Origin of the sequence: Dyella sp. OK004 (genome assembly GCF_900114495.1) — a bacterium.
In the GTDB taxonomy this organism is placed as follows: Bacteria; Pseudomonadota; Gammaproteobacteria; order Xanthomonadales; family Rhodanobacteraceae; genus Dyella_D.
The window spans coordinates 626,877-643,540 of the sequence record NZ_FOZI01000001.1 but is presented as its reverse complement, the minus strand read 5'-3'; the positions used below and the strand labels follow the sequence as shown (position 1 = coordinate 643,540).

20 protein-coding genes, 1 tRNA gene and 1 other RNA gene are annotated in these 16,664 nt (G+C 64.1%); 4 read left to right on the top strand and 18 right to left on the bottom strand.

The features are described from left to right. The first annotated feature begins 8 nt into the window (after positions 1–8). Both BM338_RS02805 and BM338_RS02800 read left to right on the top strand, forming a co-directional pair. Positions 9–82: transfer RNA gene (locus BM338_RS02805), tRNA-Gln, on the top strand. Positions 83–381: 299 nt separating this feature from the next. Continuing rightward, positions 382–669 carry a hypothetical protein gene (locus BM338_RS02800; RefSeq protein WP_090449245.1) on the top strand — a complete coding sequence of 96 codons (288 nt, stop codon included), beginning with the start codon at positions 382–384 and terminating at the stop codon, positions 667–669. Between the two features lie 47 nt (positions 670–716). On the opposite strand, the gene rpiA is transcribed toward BM338_RS02800, so the two are convergent. The 6 genes from rpiA to BM338_RS02770 all read right to left on the bottom strand — a co-directional run bounded on the left by rpiA (position 717) and on the right by BM338_RS02770 (position 3,306). Further along, positions 717–1,358 (bottom strand): ribose-5-phosphate isomerase RpiA, encoded by a 642-nt coding sequence (gene rpiA, locus BM338_RS02795; RefSeq protein ID WP_090449243.1) that lies wholly within the window; start codon positions 1,356–1,358, stop codon positions 717–719. Between the two features lie 28 nt (positions 1,359–1,386). Beyond that, complete coding sequence (locus BM338_RS02790) at positions 1,387–1,839, bottom strand: EVE domain-containing protein (protein ID WP_090449242.1); 453 nt, start codon at positions 1,837–1,839, stop codon at positions 1,387–1,389. Further along, positions 1,836–2,456 carry a 5-formyltetrahydrofolate cyclo-ligase gene (locus BM338_RS02785; protein WP_090449240.1) on the bottom strand — a complete coding sequence of 207 codons (621 nt, stop codon included), beginning with the start codon at positions 2,454–2,456 and terminating at the stop codon, positions 1,836–1,838. The genes BM338_RS02790 and BM338_RS02785 overlap by 4 nt, the downstream gene beginning before the upstream one ends. Before the next feature lie 102 nt (positions 2,457–2,558). After that, a non-coding RNA gene (ssrS, locus tag BM338_RS02780) (6S RNA) lies at positions 2,559–2,745 on the bottom strand. A gap of 7 nt (positions 2,746–2,752) precedes the next feature. Then, positions 2,753–3,058 carry a cell division protein ZapA gene (locus BM338_RS02775; protein WP_090449238.1) on the bottom strand — a complete coding sequence of 102 codons (306 nt, stop codon included), beginning with the start codon at positions 3,056–3,058 and terminating at the stop codon, positions 2,753–2,755. Positions 3,059–3,066: 8 nt separating this feature from the next. Then, entirely contained in the window at positions 3,067–3,306 is a 240-nt protein-coding gene (locus BM338_RS02770; RefSeq protein WP_090449236.1) for a TIGR02449 family protein, read from the bottom strand. 101 nt (positions 3,307–3,407) lie between these two features. Between BM338_RS02770 and BM338_RS02765 the strand changes: the two genes are divergently transcribed. Both BM338_RS02765 and BM338_RS02760 read left to right on the top strand, forming a co-directional pair. Continuing rightward, a complete protein-coding gene (locus BM338_RS02765; protein WP_090449235.1) occupies positions 3,408–3,977 on the top strand; it encodes a UPF0149 family protein in 570 nt (189 codons plus the stop codon). Then, positions 3,974–5,284 carry an aminopeptidase P N-terminal domain-containing protein gene (locus BM338_RS02760; protein ID WP_090449233.1) on the top strand — a complete coding sequence of 437 codons (1,311 nt, stop codon included), beginning with the start codon at positions 3,974–3,976 and terminating at the stop codon, positions 5,282–5,284. Before BM338_RS02765 ends, BM338_RS02760 begins: the two co-directional genes overlap by 4 nt. Positions 5,285–5,343: 59 nt before the next feature. Here the strand turns inward: BM338_RS02760 and cydX are convergent, their stop codons facing one another. The 12 genes from cydX to rph all read right to left on the bottom strand — a co-directional run bounded on the left by cydX (position 5,344) and on the right by rph (position 16,587). Next, positions 5,344–5,475, bottom strand: a complete 132-nt coding sequence (gene cydX, locus BM338_RS02755) for a cytochrome bd-I oxidase subunit CydX (protein ID WP_090449232.1) — start codon at positions 5,473–5,475, stop codon at positions 5,344–5,346. 15 nt (positions 5,476–5,490) lie between these two features. Continuing rightward, positions 5,491–6,621: a cytochrome d ubiquinol oxidase subunit II gene (gene cydB, locus BM338_RS02750; protein ID WP_090449231.1), complete on the bottom strand. Its 1,131-nt coding sequence runs from the start codon at positions 6,619–6,621 to the stop codon at positions 5,491–5,493. Positions 6,622–6,631: 10 nt separating this feature from the next. Then, the gene (locus BM338_RS02745) at positions 6,632–8,188 is read right to left on the bottom strand and encodes a cytochrome ubiquinol oxidase subunit I (RefSeq protein ID WP_090449229.1); all 1,557 of its coding nucleotides are present in this window, start codon (positions 8,186–8,188) and stop codon (positions 6,632–6,634) included. After that, positions 8,185–8,409, bottom strand: coding sequence for a cytochrome oxidase putative small subunit CydP (gene cydP, locus BM338_RS02740; protein ID WP_090449228.1), 225 nt, complete (start codon positions 8,407–8,409; stop codon positions 8,185–8,187). The genes BM338_RS02745 and cydP overlap by 4 nt, the downstream gene beginning before the upstream one ends. A 574-nt stretch (positions 8,410–8,983) precedes the next feature. Continuing rightward, a complete protein-coding gene (locus BM338_RS02735) occupies positions 8,984–9,415 on the bottom strand; it encodes a hypothetical protein (protein WP_143109226.1) in 432 nt (143 codons plus the stop codon). A gap of 14 nt (positions 9,416–9,429) precedes the next feature. After that, complete coding sequence (pepQ, locus tag BM338_RS02730) at positions 9,430–10,752, bottom strand: Xaa-Pro dipeptidase (RefSeq protein WP_090449226.1); 1,323 nt, start codon at positions 10,750–10,752, stop codon at positions 9,430–9,432. Positions 10,753–10,876: 124 nt separating this feature from the next. Further along, positions 10,877–11,239 carry a pilus assembly protein PilZ gene (locus BM338_RS02725; RefSeq protein WP_090449225.1) on the bottom strand — a complete coding sequence of 121 codons (363 nt, stop codon included), beginning with the start codon at positions 11,237–11,239 and terminating at the stop codon, positions 10,877–10,879. After that, complete coding sequence (locus tag BM338_RS02720) at positions 11,236–13,488, bottom strand: DUF1631 family protein (protein ID WP_090449224.1); 2,253 nt, start codon at positions 13,486–13,488, stop codon at positions 11,236–11,238. The genes BM338_RS02725 and BM338_RS02720 overlap by 4 nt, the downstream gene beginning before the upstream one ends. 75 nt (positions 13,489–13,563) lie before the next feature. After that, positions 13,564–14,730: a radical SAM family heme chaperone HemW gene (hemW, locus tag BM338_RS02715; protein ID WP_090449223.1), complete on the bottom strand. Its 1,167-nt coding sequence runs from the start codon at positions 14,728–14,730 to the stop codon at positions 13,564–13,566. Between the two features lie 2 nt (positions 14,731–14,732). Then, complete coding sequence (gene rdgB, locus BM338_RS02710; RefSeq protein ID WP_090449222.1) at positions 14,733–15,332, bottom strand: RdgB/HAM1 family non-canonical purine NTP pyrophosphatase; 600 nt, start codon at positions 15,330–15,332, stop codon at positions 14,733–14,735. A gap of 3 nt (positions 15,333–15,335) precedes the next feature. After that, positions 15,336–15,854 carry a GNAT family N-acetyltransferase gene (locus BM338_RS02705; RefSeq protein ID WP_090449221.1) on the bottom strand — a complete coding sequence of 173 codons (519 nt, stop codon included), beginning with the start codon at positions 15,852–15,854 and terminating at the stop codon, positions 15,336–15,338. 1 nt (position 15,855) lies between these two features. Next, complete coding sequence (gene rph, locus BM338_RS02700; RefSeq protein WP_090449220.1) at positions 15,856–16,587, bottom strand: ribonuclease PH; 732 nt, start codon at positions 16,585–16,587, stop codon at positions 15,856–15,858. Positions 16,588–16,664: the final 77 nt, after the last annotated feature.

Sequence of the window (16,664 nt, the reverse complement as noted above, 5' to 3'; positions counted from 1 at the left end):
CGAGTTATTGGGAGATCGTCTAACGGTAGGACAACGGACTCTGACTCCGTTTATCTAGGTTCGAATCCTAGTCTCCCAGCCAAAATAAAAAAGCCCGCCTTCACGGCGGGCTTTTTTATTTTGGGCTGTGGGGACAGGAGTCGAGCCACGTTCGACAAATTTGCCGGGAGCAAATTTGGACAGCGCGCAGCGCTGGCCTCGCGAAGCGAGGTTTGCCCCATGGATGGGGCAAACAATCCTAGTCCCGCACGCTGGAAAGGCCGCTCTTGCTAGGGGAGGGCATCAGTTTCTGCCCGAAAACCCCATCACACCCCCGAAACCCCCACCCAGAGTAACGTTCCCGTTTGCCGCTCGCGCATGGTGCGCGACAAGGAGGCAAACATGGCTACGCGAAAGAGGGTGGTCCCGAACCAGGCCCTGACGCTTGAGGGCCTGATCGAGAAATACGGCATTGCTGCCCTGGGGGCGCTACGCAATCCGGCGCTGTGGGACGTCATCGTTCCGATGGGGCCGGGCAAGAACGGGGTGCTCTCGGCGGCGGCGAAGAAGCAGCTGCAGGGCGAATTGAACGCTGTCTACGGTGTTCTGCTGAACAACGCCAAGGCAGGGGACGCTATTTCGGGGGCTTTCGCCGCGCAGGTGGCGATGAGCAAGGCGGTCATCCATTGAGACCGCATGGGTCGCGTCCGCCGCATGGCGGACGCGACCTCGTCGCATTACATCTCTCGGTCGCCGATCAACACGACATCCGCCGCGCGCTGCGCGAACAGGCCGACCGTCACGATGCCCGGGATCTGATTGAGATCCTTCTCCAGCGCGACCGGATCGACAATCTGCCAGCCATGCACGTCAATGATCCAGTTGCCGTTATCGGTAACCACGCCATCGCGCCACACCGGATTGCCACCACGCTTGACGATCTCGCGGCCGACCAGGCTGCGCGCCATCGGGATCACCTCGATCGGCAGCGGGAACTTGCCAAGCAAATCCACGCGCTTGCTCGAGTCGATGATGCAGACGAACTTGTCGCTCGCTGCTGCCACGATCTTTTCGCGGGTCAGCGCAGCGCCGCCACCTTTGATCAGGTGCTTGTGCGGATCGCATTCGTCAGCGCCATCCACATAGAGCGACAGGGGGCCGGTGGCGTTGAGATCGAGCACCGGAATGCCGAGCTTCTTCAGCTGGGTCGTCGATTGCTCGGAGCTGGACACGGCACCCTGGATGCGATCCCTGAGATCGGCCAGCGCATCAATGAAGAACGCCACCGTTGAGCCAGTGCCGACGCCGACGATGGCGCCGTCCTCGACATAGCGGATGGCGCTTTCACCGGCCAGACGTTTTTCGTTTGCGTTGCTCATGAAGTGGGTTCCGGATATCGGTAAGGAATTATTCGAGCGTGAGGATGTGCCGCCACTCGGCCGCGCCTACCGGCATCACCGAAAGACGGTTGCCTTTGCGCACCAGTGGCATCTCCACCAGGGCGGGATCGGCTTGCAGCTCTTTCAGCGTGATGGCGCGCTTGAGCTTCTTCACGAACTTCACGTCCACCAGCATCCAGCGCGGATTGTCGCGAGAGCTGGCGGAATCGAAGTATTTGCTCTTGGGGTTGAACTGGCTGGGGTCGGGATAAGCGTCGGTCGCGACTTCCGCGACGCCGACGATGCCCGGCTCGTCGCAATTGGAGTGATAGAAGAACACCTTGTCGCCGACGCGCATGCCGTCGCGCATGAAATTGCGCGCCTGGTAATTGCGTACACCGTCCCAGGCTTCCTGGCCCTTGCGCTTCAGGTCGTCAATGGAAAACGCGTCCGGCTCTGACTTCATCAGCCAATAATTCATGCGTGGTTTTCTCCGTCCTCGCCAGGGGTGTGGCAGTCGATCAATTCCTGATCCGTGGCGATGTAGTCGAGTGGCACGTCCCAGCGCTCGGCCTCGATCTCGGGCAATTCCTGGAAGGCGTAGCCGATGCCGACCAGCAGCGGTTCGGTGGGGCGCACCTGTTCTTTCAGGAAGGCGAAGCCGCGGTCGTAATAACCACCGCCGTAGCCAATGCGATGCCCGCGGCGGTCGAACGCCACCAGCGGCACCAGCACCAGGTCGAGCTGGAACGGTTCCAGCAATTCTTTGGGCGCAACCGGCTCGGGAATGCCGTAGCGGTTCGGCTGGACCTCTTCACCGGACTGCCAGGGGGCGAAACGCAGGCGCTTCCCCGGGCCGATTACCGGCAACAGGAACTGCTGGCCGCGCGTCGCCAGGGGCGGAATCACCAGATTCAACGGCAGCTCGCCGTTGCTGGCCCAGTAGCCGGCAACGCGCAGATCGGTGAAATATTCGGGGAGTTGTTCCAGGCTGCGCCGCAGCCCTTGGGCGGCGGCAATGCGCTGGGGTGGCGTGAGTGCGCGGCGGCGTTCGGCCAGCTGCTGGCGCAGTTCGCGGCGCTGGGCGGTGGCGTCCACGGTGACGCGTCTCCTCAAGAGAACGCCCGCAGCGGTTGCTGCGGGCGGTTCCGCGGGCCCGGCCGATGTCGGAACAAACTCGGCCGTAGCGGTAAAGGGGTGGCGTTCACCGCGATGCCGCTGCCCACCAAACGACCTTGATCCACGATGGATCAGGTGGGAGGGCCACATGGTCTCAAGGCTTTCCGCACGCAGCGGACATGCACAACAACCGATGAAGAGCCGACCCGGGGCCGTATTTAGGAACAAGGCAAATGTAAGAGTGTGCTGGCGCACACCGCAGTAAACGCCGAGGACTATTTTAGGGGTGCGTCGAGTGCGGCAGCAAGCTTATGTCGCAGCGCGGCCAAGCCGTCGCTAACGCTCTGGTCATGACCACTGTGTTGCTTGCGCAGCGCCAGGAACTCATGCGTGATGCTGATGGCCGCCAGGACGGCCAGGCGGTCGAAGCCCGGTGTCTTGGCGTTGGCACGAAGTTCGCGCATCTTGCGGTCCAGGTAGGCCGCCGACTCCAGTAGGCCCTCGCGTTCTTCCGGTGCGCAGGCAATCAGGAATTCGCGGTCGATCAGTCGCAGCGCGACCGGTTCACTGGGAGTGCTCATCGGGATACTCAGCCGTTGTTCTCGAGCGCCTTCAGGCGCTGGATCATTGCCTCGACGCGACTGCGCGCCTGCTCATTGCGGGCCATCAGGCCGGCGCGTTCGCTGGCCAGTTGTTCCTGGCTATGCCGCAGGCTGCGGTTTTCCTCGTTGAGCCGGCGCACCATGTCGAGCAGGCGGTCGAGCTGCTCGCCCAGCGCGGCGATCTCTTGCTTGACGGGGTCAGGCTTGACGGTATCAGGCGTGCTCATGCGAGGAACTATAACAGGAGGTTTGGCGAAGTCTGCAGGTGCTTCGGCGCTTTGCCAACCACTGCATTAAACTGCCTGCTTGCCCTTTGAGGAGTACCGCCATGGCGGCTATGGAGCTGATTGGCCACGAGGATTTGGACGCCGTCGCAAGGCGCCTGCAACTCGGTGTGGATGCCAGCGAACTGCACGGTTCCGTGTGCGGTTATTTGTCCGCAGGCGGGCGTCCCGGCAAGCAGTCGCTGCTCGCCTTGCTGGAGTTGGAGGGCACCGAGCCGGTGACGCCATCGCCACTTGACCAGGCGCTCCTGGATCGTCTGGTCCAGCAAAGCGAGGCCGAACTGGCCGACCCCGAACTGGGTTTCGAACCCCTGCTGCCCGCCGACGATCGCCCGCTGTCGGAACGTGTCGAAGCGCTGGTCGACTGGTGTCGCGGTTTCCTGGGTGGGTTCGGGCTGGCCGGATCGGACAAACACGGCAAGCTGTCGGAGGATGCGCAGGAAATCCTCAATGACCTCGGTTCCATCGCCAAGTCCGAGTTCGAGTTCGGCGACGAAGCCGAGGACGAAGATGCCCTGATCGAAGTGCATGAATTCGTGCGCGTCGGCGCCATGCTGTTGCACGCCGAATGCGTCGGAGGCCGCAACAAACCCAATAGCGACACCGTGCATTGAATATCCTGCCCGACGAATTCGCCCGTCGTCGGCGCCAGCTGATGAAGATGGCTGGCGAAGACGCCGTCCTGTTGATCGCTGCCGCACCCGAGCGCATCCGCAACGCCGATGCCACCTGGCCGTATCGCCAGGACTCGGACCTGCATTACCTCTCCGGTTTCCCCGAGCCAGGCGCCGTCCTGGCCATGCTGCCCGGCCGCCGGCACGGCGAGGCTGTGCTGTTCTGCCGCGAGCGTGATATTGAGCATGAGCGCTGGCATGGCGAATCCATTGGTACCGAACGCGCCGTCAGCGATTACGGCATGGACGACGCGTTTCCCATCGACGACATCGACGACATCCTGCCCGGCATGATCGAGGGCAGGGCGCGCGTGTACTGCCACTTCGGGCGCGAGCCGGAATTCGACGCGCAGCTGCTGGGCTGGATGCGCCGCCTGCGCCAGTTGCGCGGCGGTGGTGTGGTGCCGAAGGAGTTTGTCGCGCTGGGGCATCTGCTGCATGACCTGCGCCTGTACAAGTCGCGGACGGAACTGAAGTTGATGCGCGCCTCGGCAGCCATCGCGGCGGAAGCGCATCTGGCGGCGATGCGGATCGCGACGCCTGGGCGCCATGAATACGAAGTTGAAGCAGAGCTAACGCGCGTCATGCGCAGCCACGGCGCGGTGCCCGCTTTCCCGCCGATCGTCGCATCCGGTACGAACGCCTGCGTCATGCACTACCAGGCGAACCGTGCACCGTTGCGCGAAGGTGACTTGCTGTTGATCGATGCGGGCGCTGAGCTCGAATGCTACGCCTCGGACATCAGCCGCAGCTTCCCCGTCGGTGGCCGCTACAGCCGCGAACAGCGCGCGCTCTACGAAGTCGTGCTGGCCGCGCAGCAGGCCGCCATCGACGAGGTGCGGCCGGGGCAATCTTTCAGCGCTGCGCATGAAGTGGCAGTACGGATGATCGTGGAAGGCCTTTGCTCGCTCGGCTTGCTCAGGGGCGACGCTGACACGGCGATCGCCGAGGGCAGCTACAAACTGTTCTTCCCGGCCAAGACCGGCCATTGGCTAGGCCTGGATGTGCATGACGTCGGTGACTACCGCGTGGATGGTGAGCCGCGCTTGCTCGAACCGGGCATGGTGGTGACCGTTGAGCCGGGCATCTATGTTCCGGTCAATGAGCGCTCCGTGGCAGAGCGTTGGCGTGGCATCGGCATTCGTATCGAGGACGACGTGGCGGTAACGCGCGATGGGCATGAGGTGCTTACTGCGGCTGTGCCGAGAGATCCCGAGGAAATTGAAGCGCTGCTCGCACGGCGCTGAAGCAAGCGGCATTTGGACGTACAAACGGCCCGCATCTGGCGATGCGGGCCGTCGTTCTTTCAGGCGTCGTTCTTGCTTTGGTCCCTGCGCCGATCCGCTTCATCCGTCGCATGCACCTCGTACCACATCGCATTGAGGATGCCGAAGGCGCAGGCCAGGCCGAGACCGAGAATCCAGGAAAAATACCACATGGTTTTAGGCTCCGGTCAGTAGGTATGGCTGGAATCGCGGACGTGCTCGAGCGTCACACGCCCGCGCAATACCCGGTAAACCCAGCTGGTGTAGAGAATGATCAGCGGCATGAAGATCGCCGTGGCACCCAGCATCAAACCCAGCGTGGTGTGGCTAGACGATGCGTCCCACACGGTCAGGCTGGAGCGTGGGTCGAGCCGTGACGGCAGCAGAAACGGGAACAATGCGAAACCTGCCGAGAGGATGGTGCCGGCCACCATCAGGCTGCTGCTGATGAAGCCTGCCAGGCCGGTCTTGGCGACGGTGAGCTGCACACCTACCGCACCCAGGATCGCCAGCAGGGGCGCCGACCAGAACCAGGGATGCTGCATGTAGCTGGCGAACCAGCTGCTGCCGCGCGCGACTTCCTTGTACAGCGGGTTGGATACGCCGTCAGTCACCACCGGGCCGACGATGGCATAGCCGGGTACGCCGTAGGCGAGCCAGATGCCGGCAATGACATACAGCACCACATAGGCCAGCGTGAACCAGCGGGCGAGGGTGGCGGCGCGTGTTGCAATGCTTTGGTCGGCCTTCATCGCCGCCCAGCAGGCACCATGGGCCAGCAACATGCTCAGCGACACCAGGCCGGCCACCAGCGCGAACGGATGCAGCAGCTCAAGGAAGCTGCCGTGCCAGCTCATGCGCAGGTCGCCGTCGAACTGGAACGGTACGCCCAGGAACAGGTTGCCGAACGCCACACCGGAAATCAGCATCACCACGACACCGGATAGCACCAGCACCCAGTCCCACAGGTTGCGCCAACGCGTGTCATGGATCTTGCCGCGGAAATTGAAGCCCACCGGTCGCAGAATGAAGGCGAGCAGCACCAGGAAGATCGCCAGGTACATGCCGGAGAACGACACCGCGTAAAGCATCGGCCACGCCGCGAAGGCCGCGCCGCCGCCGAGGATGAACCACACCTGGTTGCCTTCCCAGGTGGGCTCGATGGTTTCCAGCAAGACCAGGCGTTCTTCGTCATTGCGGCCCAGCACGCGCAGCAATGCAGCGATGCCGAAATCGAAGCCGTCCATCACGGCGAAGCCGATCAGCAACACACCGAGCAGCGCCCACCAGATCACTCGCAGGGTTTCATAGTCGAACATGACGTTCTCCTCAGGCCTTGGTCGCGGTGGTGGAAGGCCAGAGGCCTAGGCCATCCGGTCCCTTGCGGGCGAATTTCACCATCAGCACTGCATCGACGACCGCGAGCGCGGTGTAGAACAGCACGAAGCCGCCGAGTGACGTCCACACCTGACCAGACGTCACCGAAGACACGCCCAGCGCCGTCGGCAGGATGCCCTCGATCGCCCAGGGCTGGCGGCCGTACTCGGCCACGATCCAGCCCAGCTCCGCGGCGACCCACGGCAATGGCAGGCTCCACAGCGCGAGCTTTAGATACCAGCGCTTGTGATCGAGTTTGCGCTTGCTGGATAGCCAGAACGAATACGCGAACAGCGCGATGAAGTAGAAGCCGCAGGCCACCATGATGCGGAATGACCAGAACAGTACCGGCACATTCGGAATGGTGCTGTCGGCGGCCTTCTGGATGTCCTCAGGTGTGGCTTGGCGCGGATCATCGATGAAGTGCTTGAGCAGCAGCGCATAACCCAGGTCCTTGTCGTGCGCCGACAGAATGGCCTTGGCCTGTGCGTTGTTCTTGTCCTCGCGCAGCACCAGCATGGCGTCATAGGCCTGGATGCCGTTGTCGATCTTGCCCTTGGTTTCTTCGACCAGGTTGGCGATGCCGGGAATGGGTTTGTCGATCGAGCGTGTGCCGATCAGGCCCATCACCCAGGGCAGGCGCAACGCATAGTGTGTGGTGCGATTCTGCACGTCGGGAATGCCGAACACGGTGAACGAGGCCGGCGCGGGTTCGGTTTCCCACATGGCCTCGATCGCGGCCATCTTCATCTTCTGGTTTTCTGAGACGGCATAGCCCGATTCATCGCCCAGCACCACCACCGACAGCGCTGCGGCAAGACCGAAACTGGCGGCCACCGTCATCGAGCGCTTGGCGAAATCCACGTTGCGTCCGCGCAGCAGATACCAGGCGCTGATGGAGAGTACGAACATCGCGCCCATCACGTAGCCGGCGCTCACCGTGTGCACGAACTTCGCCTGTGCCACCGGATTGAACACTACTTCGGCGAAGGAGGTGACTTCCATGCGCATAGTTTCAGCGTTGAAGGCCGAGCCTACGGGGTTCTGCATCCAGCCGTTGGCGATCAGGATCCACAGAGCGGAGAGACTGGTGGCCAGCGCCAGGAACCAAGTGACCAGCAAGTGCTTCACCCTGGAAATGCGCTTCCAGCCCATGAAGAACAGGCCGACCAGCGTGCCTTCCAGGAAGAACGCCATCAGTCCTTCGATGGCCAGTGGGGTACCGAACACATCGCCCACGTAGTGAGCGTAGTAGGCCCAGTTCATGCCGAACTGGAACTCCATGGTGACGCCGGTAGCGACGCCCATGGCGAAGTTGATGCCGAACAGCACACCCCAGAACTGGGTCATGCGTTTCCACACTTCGCGCCCGGTCATCACGTAGACGCTCTCCATGATGGCAAGCATCCACACCAAGCCGAGCGTGAGCGGGACGAACAGGAAGTGATAGAGCGCTGTCAACGCGAACTGCAGGCGTGACAGGGTGACGACATCGGCATCGATGATCATGGCTGGCCTTTGTGCGCAGCGGAGGATGAGGTGGCGGGAGCGAGCAGTTGTTCGATCGCGGTCGGACGGGTGTCGGGTCGTGGATGCGGGGCGATGGCGATCCACCAGATCAGTGTGAGCAACACGATCTTGACGATCACGATGAGGATCAGTTCGCGCGCCAGCCGTCGCAGTGGGCGGCCTTGAGGTGCGCTGCTGGGTTGGGCAGACGACATCGACATCTGGTGTTCCCCTGGATCAGCTGCGGGGCAGGATAACCATTGGGGATGTGGATGTCGCGCGAAGTGTTGTCGCAGAGGTGGGATGTCGCAGGGGGATGATCTGGATCAGGTTATGCAGCTTCGCGCCCTCTCTCCGACGACCCGAAGATAGTCCCTGTGGGAAAGAGGGTTGGGGTGAGGGTTCGGCCCTTGCGATATCTCTACCTACTCGTCATCCCTGCGTAGGCAGGGATCCAGTGCCTTGTTGCTCGGTTGTCGCGTCTGCGTGCTCTGGCTCGCCTGCCGCGGGCTTCCGAACCGCCGCCGCGGTCCGGGTCACTTTCTCTTTGCTGGCCCAAAGAGAAAGTAACCAAAGAGAAATGGCTTGAAGAGCAGGCGGTGTGCTTTGTAGCTGCGCCTTTTCCAGTGTCAGGCGTCGGGGAAGTTTTTTCCTTGGCCTGATCGTCTATCCGTTTCGAAGCGCCGCATCTCCCTCTCCCCTCCGGGGAGAGGGTTGGGGTGAGGGGCGGGTGCTCGGGATCGCGTTGCTACTTTCGAGGTTGGGGTGAATTGCTGGACTTCAGCGGGTGCTGGATCAACGCGCGTCGTCTTCGCTCACTTCATCATCCAGCGTCAGATCAATGCTGGAGCCGTCGGCCATCACCAGCCTGCCGCCGTCGATGCGTTCGTGATCGTCGTCTTCGGTGAGGAAGCGCGCTATCACAGTGCCGTTGCCGCGATCACCGGTGACATGGAAGGCGAAGGTGTCGTCATCGGGCTCGTCGGTGGTGGTGGACCAGTCGACATCGACGCGACGGATGTGGCCGATGTGTTCAGCGACGACGGGATGTTCGTTCATCTCGGCGGTGGCCTGAGTGACGAATTGGTGCCAGCCCCACCACGCGATGCCGCCGATGGTTATGGCGAGGCCGAGCAGCAGGCCGACGGCGAGCATGATCCACGGCAGGGCACGGCTTCGCTTGGCCGCGCGTGGCGGCAGCGGGGCGGGGCCGAGCAGTGGGGGCATGTTCGCCGACATGATCAGAGCTGAGCGAAGGCGTCGCGGGTGAGGTTTTCGGGGGTGTCGGTGGTGCAGACCACGTCGTCTTCGATACGGATGCCGCCGTAGGGGCGGAAGGTCTGCACTTTGGTCCAGTCGATGTCGGCGGCGAAGGGCTTATCGCGCAGTTCGTTGAGCAGCATGTCGATGAAGTAGAGGCCGGGTTCGATGGTGACCACCATGCCGGGTTCGAGCACGCGTGTCATGCGCAGATAAGGGTGGCCGTCGGGGCGAGGGATGTTGCCGCCGTGTTCGCTTTGCTGGAAGCCGGCAACGTCGTGAACCTGCAGGCCGATGGGGTGACCCAGGCCGTGCGGGAAGAAGGCGGCGGTGACGCCGGATTCCACCGCGCTTTCGGCACTCATGCGGATAAGGCCATGCTCGCGCAGCACACCGGCCAGCACGTGATGCGCATGGATGTGCAGTTCGGGGTAGCTTTGCCCGGCGCGCACTTTCGCGACGAAGCTAAGTTGGGCGGCTTCGACACTGTTGATCAACGCCTGGAACTCGTCCTCGCCTTTGCCGGCATAGGTGCGCGTGATATCGCTGGCATAACCCGCGGCGCTGGCGCCGGCGTCGATCAGAAAGGAGCGGCTATAGTCGGGGGCGGCGCGATCGAAGTGGGTGTAATGGAGCACGGCACCGTGTTCGTTGAGGCCGACGATGCTTGCGTAAGGAAGCTCTGCATCGATGGCGCCAGCTGCAGCCAGATAGGCCTGATGGATGCCGAGTTCGCTGGCGCCGTTACGGAATGCATGCTCCGCCGCGCGGTGCGCGCGTGCGCCGGTGCGGCTGGCGGCACGCATCAGTTCCAGTTCGTAGGGTGTCTTATACGAGCGGTGCCAGTGCAGGTAATCGACTACGGCCTGCGGGTTGTTGGCTTCCACACCCGGTACGCTCGGGCATTCGGGGGCGATGATCGCGCGGCGCGCAGTAGCACCCGGCAGCTGCGCCACGGCTTCGGCCGCGCTGCGCACGATCACGATGTCGAAATGTTCCACCCAATAGCCGCGCGGCGCCTCCGGCACCACGTGCCAGTAGTCGCGCGGCTGCAGGAACACCAGCTTGGTCTTCCGTCCCGGCGTATGCACGATCCAGCTGCCCGGCGCATCGGTCAGCGGTAGCCAGTGTTTGAAATGCGGGCTGGCGACGAAGGGGTAATCCTGGTCGTCGAGGAACTTGCGCAGCGGCGTGCCGGCGGCGATCACCAAATGGTCGTAGCCACCGAGTACAAGCGCCCGGTCGGCGCGTTCGCGCAGGGTGGCCAAGTGCTGGGGATAGAGCGGGGCGAGACGGTCGGTCATGGATGTTCCTGGCGTGGGCCCGCCTCGCTATCATGGTGGAGGCAAGCCGATCAATGCACCGCATGCGCAGCGCTGGGGACTAGCCCTACATGATCGCGCGCAGGTGTTGCGCTGCCAACCTTGGCTATCCGTGCCCGCCCGGTAGCGCCAGCCAGGCATCGAGCAGGGCGGCATCGGTCTGGCTGATCGCCACGATGCGATAGCCGGACCAGATCTGGCCCGGGTTGGCCGCAGCTTCGTGCCATTGCTCCTGGATACCGAGCTCGATGGTCTGCGCATGCGTGCCCAGACCCGGGAGTGGCAGGCTTACCTGGTAGATCGCTTCGCGGTGCGGCGGATACACGCTGATCAGCAGCATGCCAGTAGCGGAGAGGTTGCCAAGATGGCCAAGCGGTCGGTCGTTGATCGCGTCGGTGACGACCACGGTGAAGTTGGCGCGTTTGCGCTGGGCTCGGCGCTGATCGATGGAGCTGACGTTCGGGTTCATCGCCGGTCGCCCTCCGGACGGGTGGCAGGTGGCTGGCGCAGATTGCCGGTGAGTGCGTGCATGGCGCGGTCAAGCAGGCTATCGCGGCTGGGCGGTGCCTCACGGACACGGCCGCAGGCGATTTCGCGGGCGAGTTGTTCCAGCGAAATTTCCTCGCTGCGCAGGCCGCGCCGGGTCACGAACAGACTGTTGCCCGAGATCGGCGAAAACCACGCGAGCTTGCGTGGCGTGATACGGCCGCTGGCGGGATCGATGAACTCGAACCAGCTGCCGAAGGGCAATTTGAGCAAATGGTCGTGGATGCGTTGCTCTTGCGGCGTCAGGTGATGCGCGGGCAGTACGGGTGTTGCCGTCGCTGAGATCGCTGCAGTCGGCTCCGCGCCCTGATGCTCGCCAAGGCGCTGGTGTTGCTTGAGCTTTAGCGCCAGTCCGGTCGCGGTGGGCGTGTTCTCGCCAAGGCTGGCCGGCTCGGGCGTACCGAGCAGGCGCTGCGCCACCTGGCTGGCTTCGTCGGCGTGCATGCCGATCTGCTGCAAGCCAGTTTCCACCTCGAACAGCAGCTGCTCGCGGTCATCCACCGGCAGGCGTCCGAGCAACTGATCGGTAATGCGTAGGCGTACGGCGAAGACTTCGCTGTCTTCGCCATTGCGCAGCAAGGTCAGCGCAAGTACGTCCGACCAGGCGCGTTCCAGCAGGGTGCGTAGCAGACCGCGTGGCGGCGAGGCCTCAAAGCGGTCAGCGATTAGTTGGGCTGCCTGCCGACGCGCCTGCTCCAGCCGTTCGCGGCCTTGCATGGCTTCGACCTGACGACGCTCGGCGACCTGTGCCTTGCGATGGAGCATGGACAGATGGTGTTCGATATCGGCGAGCAGGCTGGTGTAAAGCCCTGCGCTGGGCGGCTCGCGCCGTGCGCGCTCCACCAATTGGCTGAGTTTGGCGGCCAGCGAGCGGTCCGGATCGCCTTCGCCACCGTCGAGCCAGTCGTTGGCGGCCTCGGCTACGGTGCCGAGCAGGCGGCGCGCCGGGTGCTCATGGTGGTCGAAGAAGCCGCGATCGCTCACTGCCATGCGCAGCAACGGCAATTGCAGATCACCCAGCAGGGTGTGTGCGTTGCCGCCCTGCTGCAGTTGCTGCGCGACCTGCTCGAACAACATGGCGAACAGTTCCACCGTGTCGCCTTGTTCGGACGAAAGTTGCGTGCGTTGTACCTCCGCGCTTTTGCCGGCGTTGAGTTGCATCATCAGCTCTTCGCGCAGTCGCTGCGCGCTGCGCAGTTCGCGAGTGGCTTGATGCGTCATGTCGGTCAGATGCTGCTGCAGCGCGCCGAGGGCGAGTTGCAGTTCTTCGGCCGTGGCAGGCCGGTCGCCTGCCGGGCCGACGCCGTAGCCGCTGCGTTGTTGCGCGAGCAGATCGCGCAGGGTCTCGAGTACGGCGATGGGTTCGCTGCGTTGGGTTGTCGCCGCCGCATGGTCCGGTGCGGCGGCACGCTCCGGTTCGCGTGATGCGGCCGCAGGGGGTGCGGCGCGGTTGCGCTCGCCGCCGTTACGCGCCACGCGAAAAGCGCGCAGCTGCGGCAGGATGCCGTCGCAGCTCAGGTGCTGGTTAACCGTTTCGTAGAGCGTCGCCAGATGGCGGATCACCAGACTGTCGAAGCTCTCCAGCATCAGCAGGCGATGCCGTACCGGCATGTCCAAAGTATGGCTGGCTTCGAGAAAGGCGCGCGCCAGAGCTTGAGGCCCCAGCGGCAGGGCATCGCCTTCAAGCGGTGGCTGGCTGACCAATACGGCGAAGCGATAGCTCAGTTCGAACAACAGCGATCCATGGCGTGCCTCGCTGCGCGCGCCGGCTTTTTCCAGGGCGGCGGCCTGTTCGTGTTCAGTCTGATCGAGCAGGGCGAGCGGATGCTGCTGCGCGCTGGCAACGTCCTCCGGGGCAGCACCCAGGCGGCCGAAGCGCCGGCGCACCGCGGTAAAGAAACTTTGCTCGAACTGTGCACGATGCAGCTGCAATTGCTGGCGCACGCCCATATGCAACTGCTGATCGAGATGGCTGTGGCTGCGCTCAGCCAGTATGTAGAGCTGCTGCTCGGCGTCGGTGAGGCAGCTGCGCAGCGGCGCTTCCAGCCAGCTGTTGCACAAGGCGTGCGTTTCTTCGATCAGGCGACGTGCGCGCGGACTCCAACGTTCGTTGTCGAGACGATCGTTGCGTCCGGATGCAAGCGGCTGACGTCGACCCTGTTCGACATCCATGGCAGTTCCGCCGATTTCCCCCTGGGGACCCCAGTCTATGCCTTGCCCCGCCCCGCCGGCCATCGGCCGGACGCGCTAGTCGAGAAAACTGGCGATCACGTCATTGAGGAAGCGCTGCCCCAGCGGTGTGGTCTGCAGCCGCTGAAGGTCCGGCGTAAGCCAGCCACGCTGGCGGGCCTGGGCCAGTGGTTCAGCGATGCGTTCGAGGGGCAGGCCGGTGCGCTCAGCAAATTCGGCCATGGGCACGCCGTCGATCAGGCGCAGGGCGTTGAGCATGTACTCGAAGGGCAGCTCGCCCCCGGCCACAGGGTTGTCGCCACCGATGCGGCCAGGGCCACCGGCGGCATCCAGCCAGGCGCGCGGGTGGCGGGTCTTCCAGCGGCGCTGGACGTTGCCGCCGGTCGTATCGCTGAGCTTGCCGTGGGCGCCGGCACCGATGCCCAGGTAGTCGCCGAACTGCCAGTAATTGAGGTTGTGCACGCAGCGCCGGCCGGGGCGCGCGTAGGCGGAGATCTCGTACTGACCGTAGCCGGCAGCGGCCAGGCGCTGCTCGCAGGCTTCCTGCATGGCCCAGGCATGGTCGTCGTCGGGGAGCGGCGGTGGGTTCGCGGCAAAGGCGGTGTTGGGTTCCAGGGTGAGCTGGTAGTGGGAGATATGCGTGGGCTGCAGGACAACGGCGCGCTCAACGTCAGCCAAGGCGCCTTCCTGCGTTTGCTCCGGCAGCGCATACATCAGATCGAGGTTGAAGTTGTCGTAGCCGGCGTCCTGGGCCGACTTCACGGCGGCTTCCGCCTCGGCGGCGGAATGGATGCGGCCGAGGCGCTTGAGCTTGTCATCGTCGAAGCTCTGGATGCCGAAGGAAAGGCGGTTTACGCCAGCGGCGAGATAGCCATCGAAGCGACCATGCTCGACCGTGCCGGGGTTGGTTTCCAGGGTGATTTCGGTGTTATCGGCGAGTGGCAGCCGCTCGCGCACGCCATCAAGAAAACGGGCAATCAGCTCTGGCGCGAACAGGCTCGGTGTACCGCCGCCGAAGAAGATGCTTTGTACGGTACGGCCCTCCAGCGCGGCGCCGAAGTCCGTGCGGTCGGCATCCAGATCGGCCAATAGCAGATCGGTGTAGAGCGCATACGGCGGTGGCTCATCGCGCAGGCCGTGCGAGTTGAAGTCGCAGTAGGGGCACTTCTTCACGCACCACGGCATGTGTACGTACAGCGATAGCGGTGGCGCGAGCAGCGACATGGTCAGGCGTGCAGTTCGGCCAGTCGCGCATGCAGTGCGGCAAGCGCCTGGCCGCGGTGGCTGAGATGGTTTTTCACGGCGGGCTCCAGCTCGGCGGCGCTGCTGGTGTGGCCGTGCGGGAGAAACAGTGGGTCGTAGCCGAAACCCTGTGTGCCACGCTGCTCGGTGAGCACGCGGCCGTGCCAGCGGCCTTCGGCGATCAGCGGTGCCGGGTCGTCGGCATGCTGCACCAGTACCAGTACGCAGATAAAGAAAGCGTCGCGTTGTTCGGTCGGTACGCCATCCATCTCGTGCAGCAGCTTGGCGTTATTCGCGGCGGCATCGCCATGGATGCCGCTGTAGCGCGCCGAGTACAGGCCGGGCGCGCCACGCAGGTGGTCCACGCACAAGCCGGAGTCGTCGCCCAGCGCGGGCAGGCCGGTGATCTGTGCCGCGTTGCGCGCCTTCAGCAAAGCGTTCTCGACGAAGGTCAAGCCGGTTTCTTCTGCGTCCTTGACGCCCAGGCTGCCCTGCGTGACGACTTCAAAGCCGCTGTCGGCAAATAGGTGATTGAACTCGGCAAGTTTGCCGCGGTTGCTGCTGGCGAGAACGATGCGTGACATAGCTCAGTCGGTGAGGTTGGCGAATTCGGGGGCGTAATCGATCTGGCCGCGATAATCGTGCAAGCCGCCTTCACATAGCGCCAGCGCCATAAAGGCATCACCGCCACCGTAGATGTCGTGCAGATGAAAGGCGGAGGCCGGGGTGAAGCCGAAACGGCCGTAGTAGGCGGGGTCGCCGAGTACGACGACGGCGCGGAAAGGGCTTGCGGCCAGCGCCTGCAACGCATCGTGGATCAGCGCCGTGCCCACGCCGCGGCGCTGCCATGCGGGCAGTACGGCCATCGGTGCCAGCCCCAGCGCCTGATTGTCGTCACCGTGTTCGATGCGAATCGGTGAGAACAGCAGGTGCGCAACGATTTCGCCATGCTGTTCGGCGAGCAGCTCAAATGTGTTGCGCCCGGAAGCACGCAACTGTTCCACCAGCCGCGCCTCGTCCTCACGCCCGAAAGCGGCGCGATGAACCGCGAGAATCTCGTTGAGATCGTCGGGATCGGGGCGGGGCCGGCGGATCAGCAGCGACATGTCAGCTCTGTTCGAGCGCGGCGCGCTGCGCGGCGACCAGCTCGCCGATGCCCTTCTCGGCCAAGCCGAGCAGAGCGTCCATTTCGTCGCGGCGGAAAGCGTGGCCTTCGGCGGTGCCCTGTACCTCGATAAAGCCGCCGCCGTCGTTCATGACGACATTCATGTCCGTGTCGCAGTTGGAGTCCTCGGCATAGTCGAGGTCCAGTACCGGCAGACCCTGGTAGATGCCGACGGAGACCGCCGCCACCGCACCGAGGATCGGGTTGCGGCGCAGGTTCTCGCGCTTCATGAGCAGGTTCACCGCATCGACTAGGGCCACGTAGGCGCCGGTGATGGCGGCGGTGCGGGTGCCGCCATCGGCCTGGAGCACGTCGCAGTCAAGGGTGATTACGCGCTCGCCCAGGGCCTGGCGGTCCACGCAGGCGCGAAGGCTGCGGCCGATCAGGCGCTGGATTTCCATGGTGCGGCCACCCTGGCCGCCGCGCGCGGCTTCGCGCTGGGTGCGGCTGGATGTGGCGCGCGGCAGCATGCCGTACTCGGCGGTGACCCAGCCTTCGCCCTTGCCGCGCAGCCACGGCGGCACGCGGTCTTCGATGCTGGCGGTGCAGAGCACGCGGGTATCGCCAAAGCTGACCAGCACCGAGCCTTCGGCGTGGCGGGTGTAGTGGCGCTCGAGGGTGACGGTGCGCAGCTGGTCGGCGGCGCGGCCGCTAGGGCGGCTGACGGAATTCATGGGAGGCAAGGGGCCGATTGGGCAAGGCAGGGTGGGAGAGTTTACCATTGCGGCCTTTCAAGCCATCCGCAGACTCA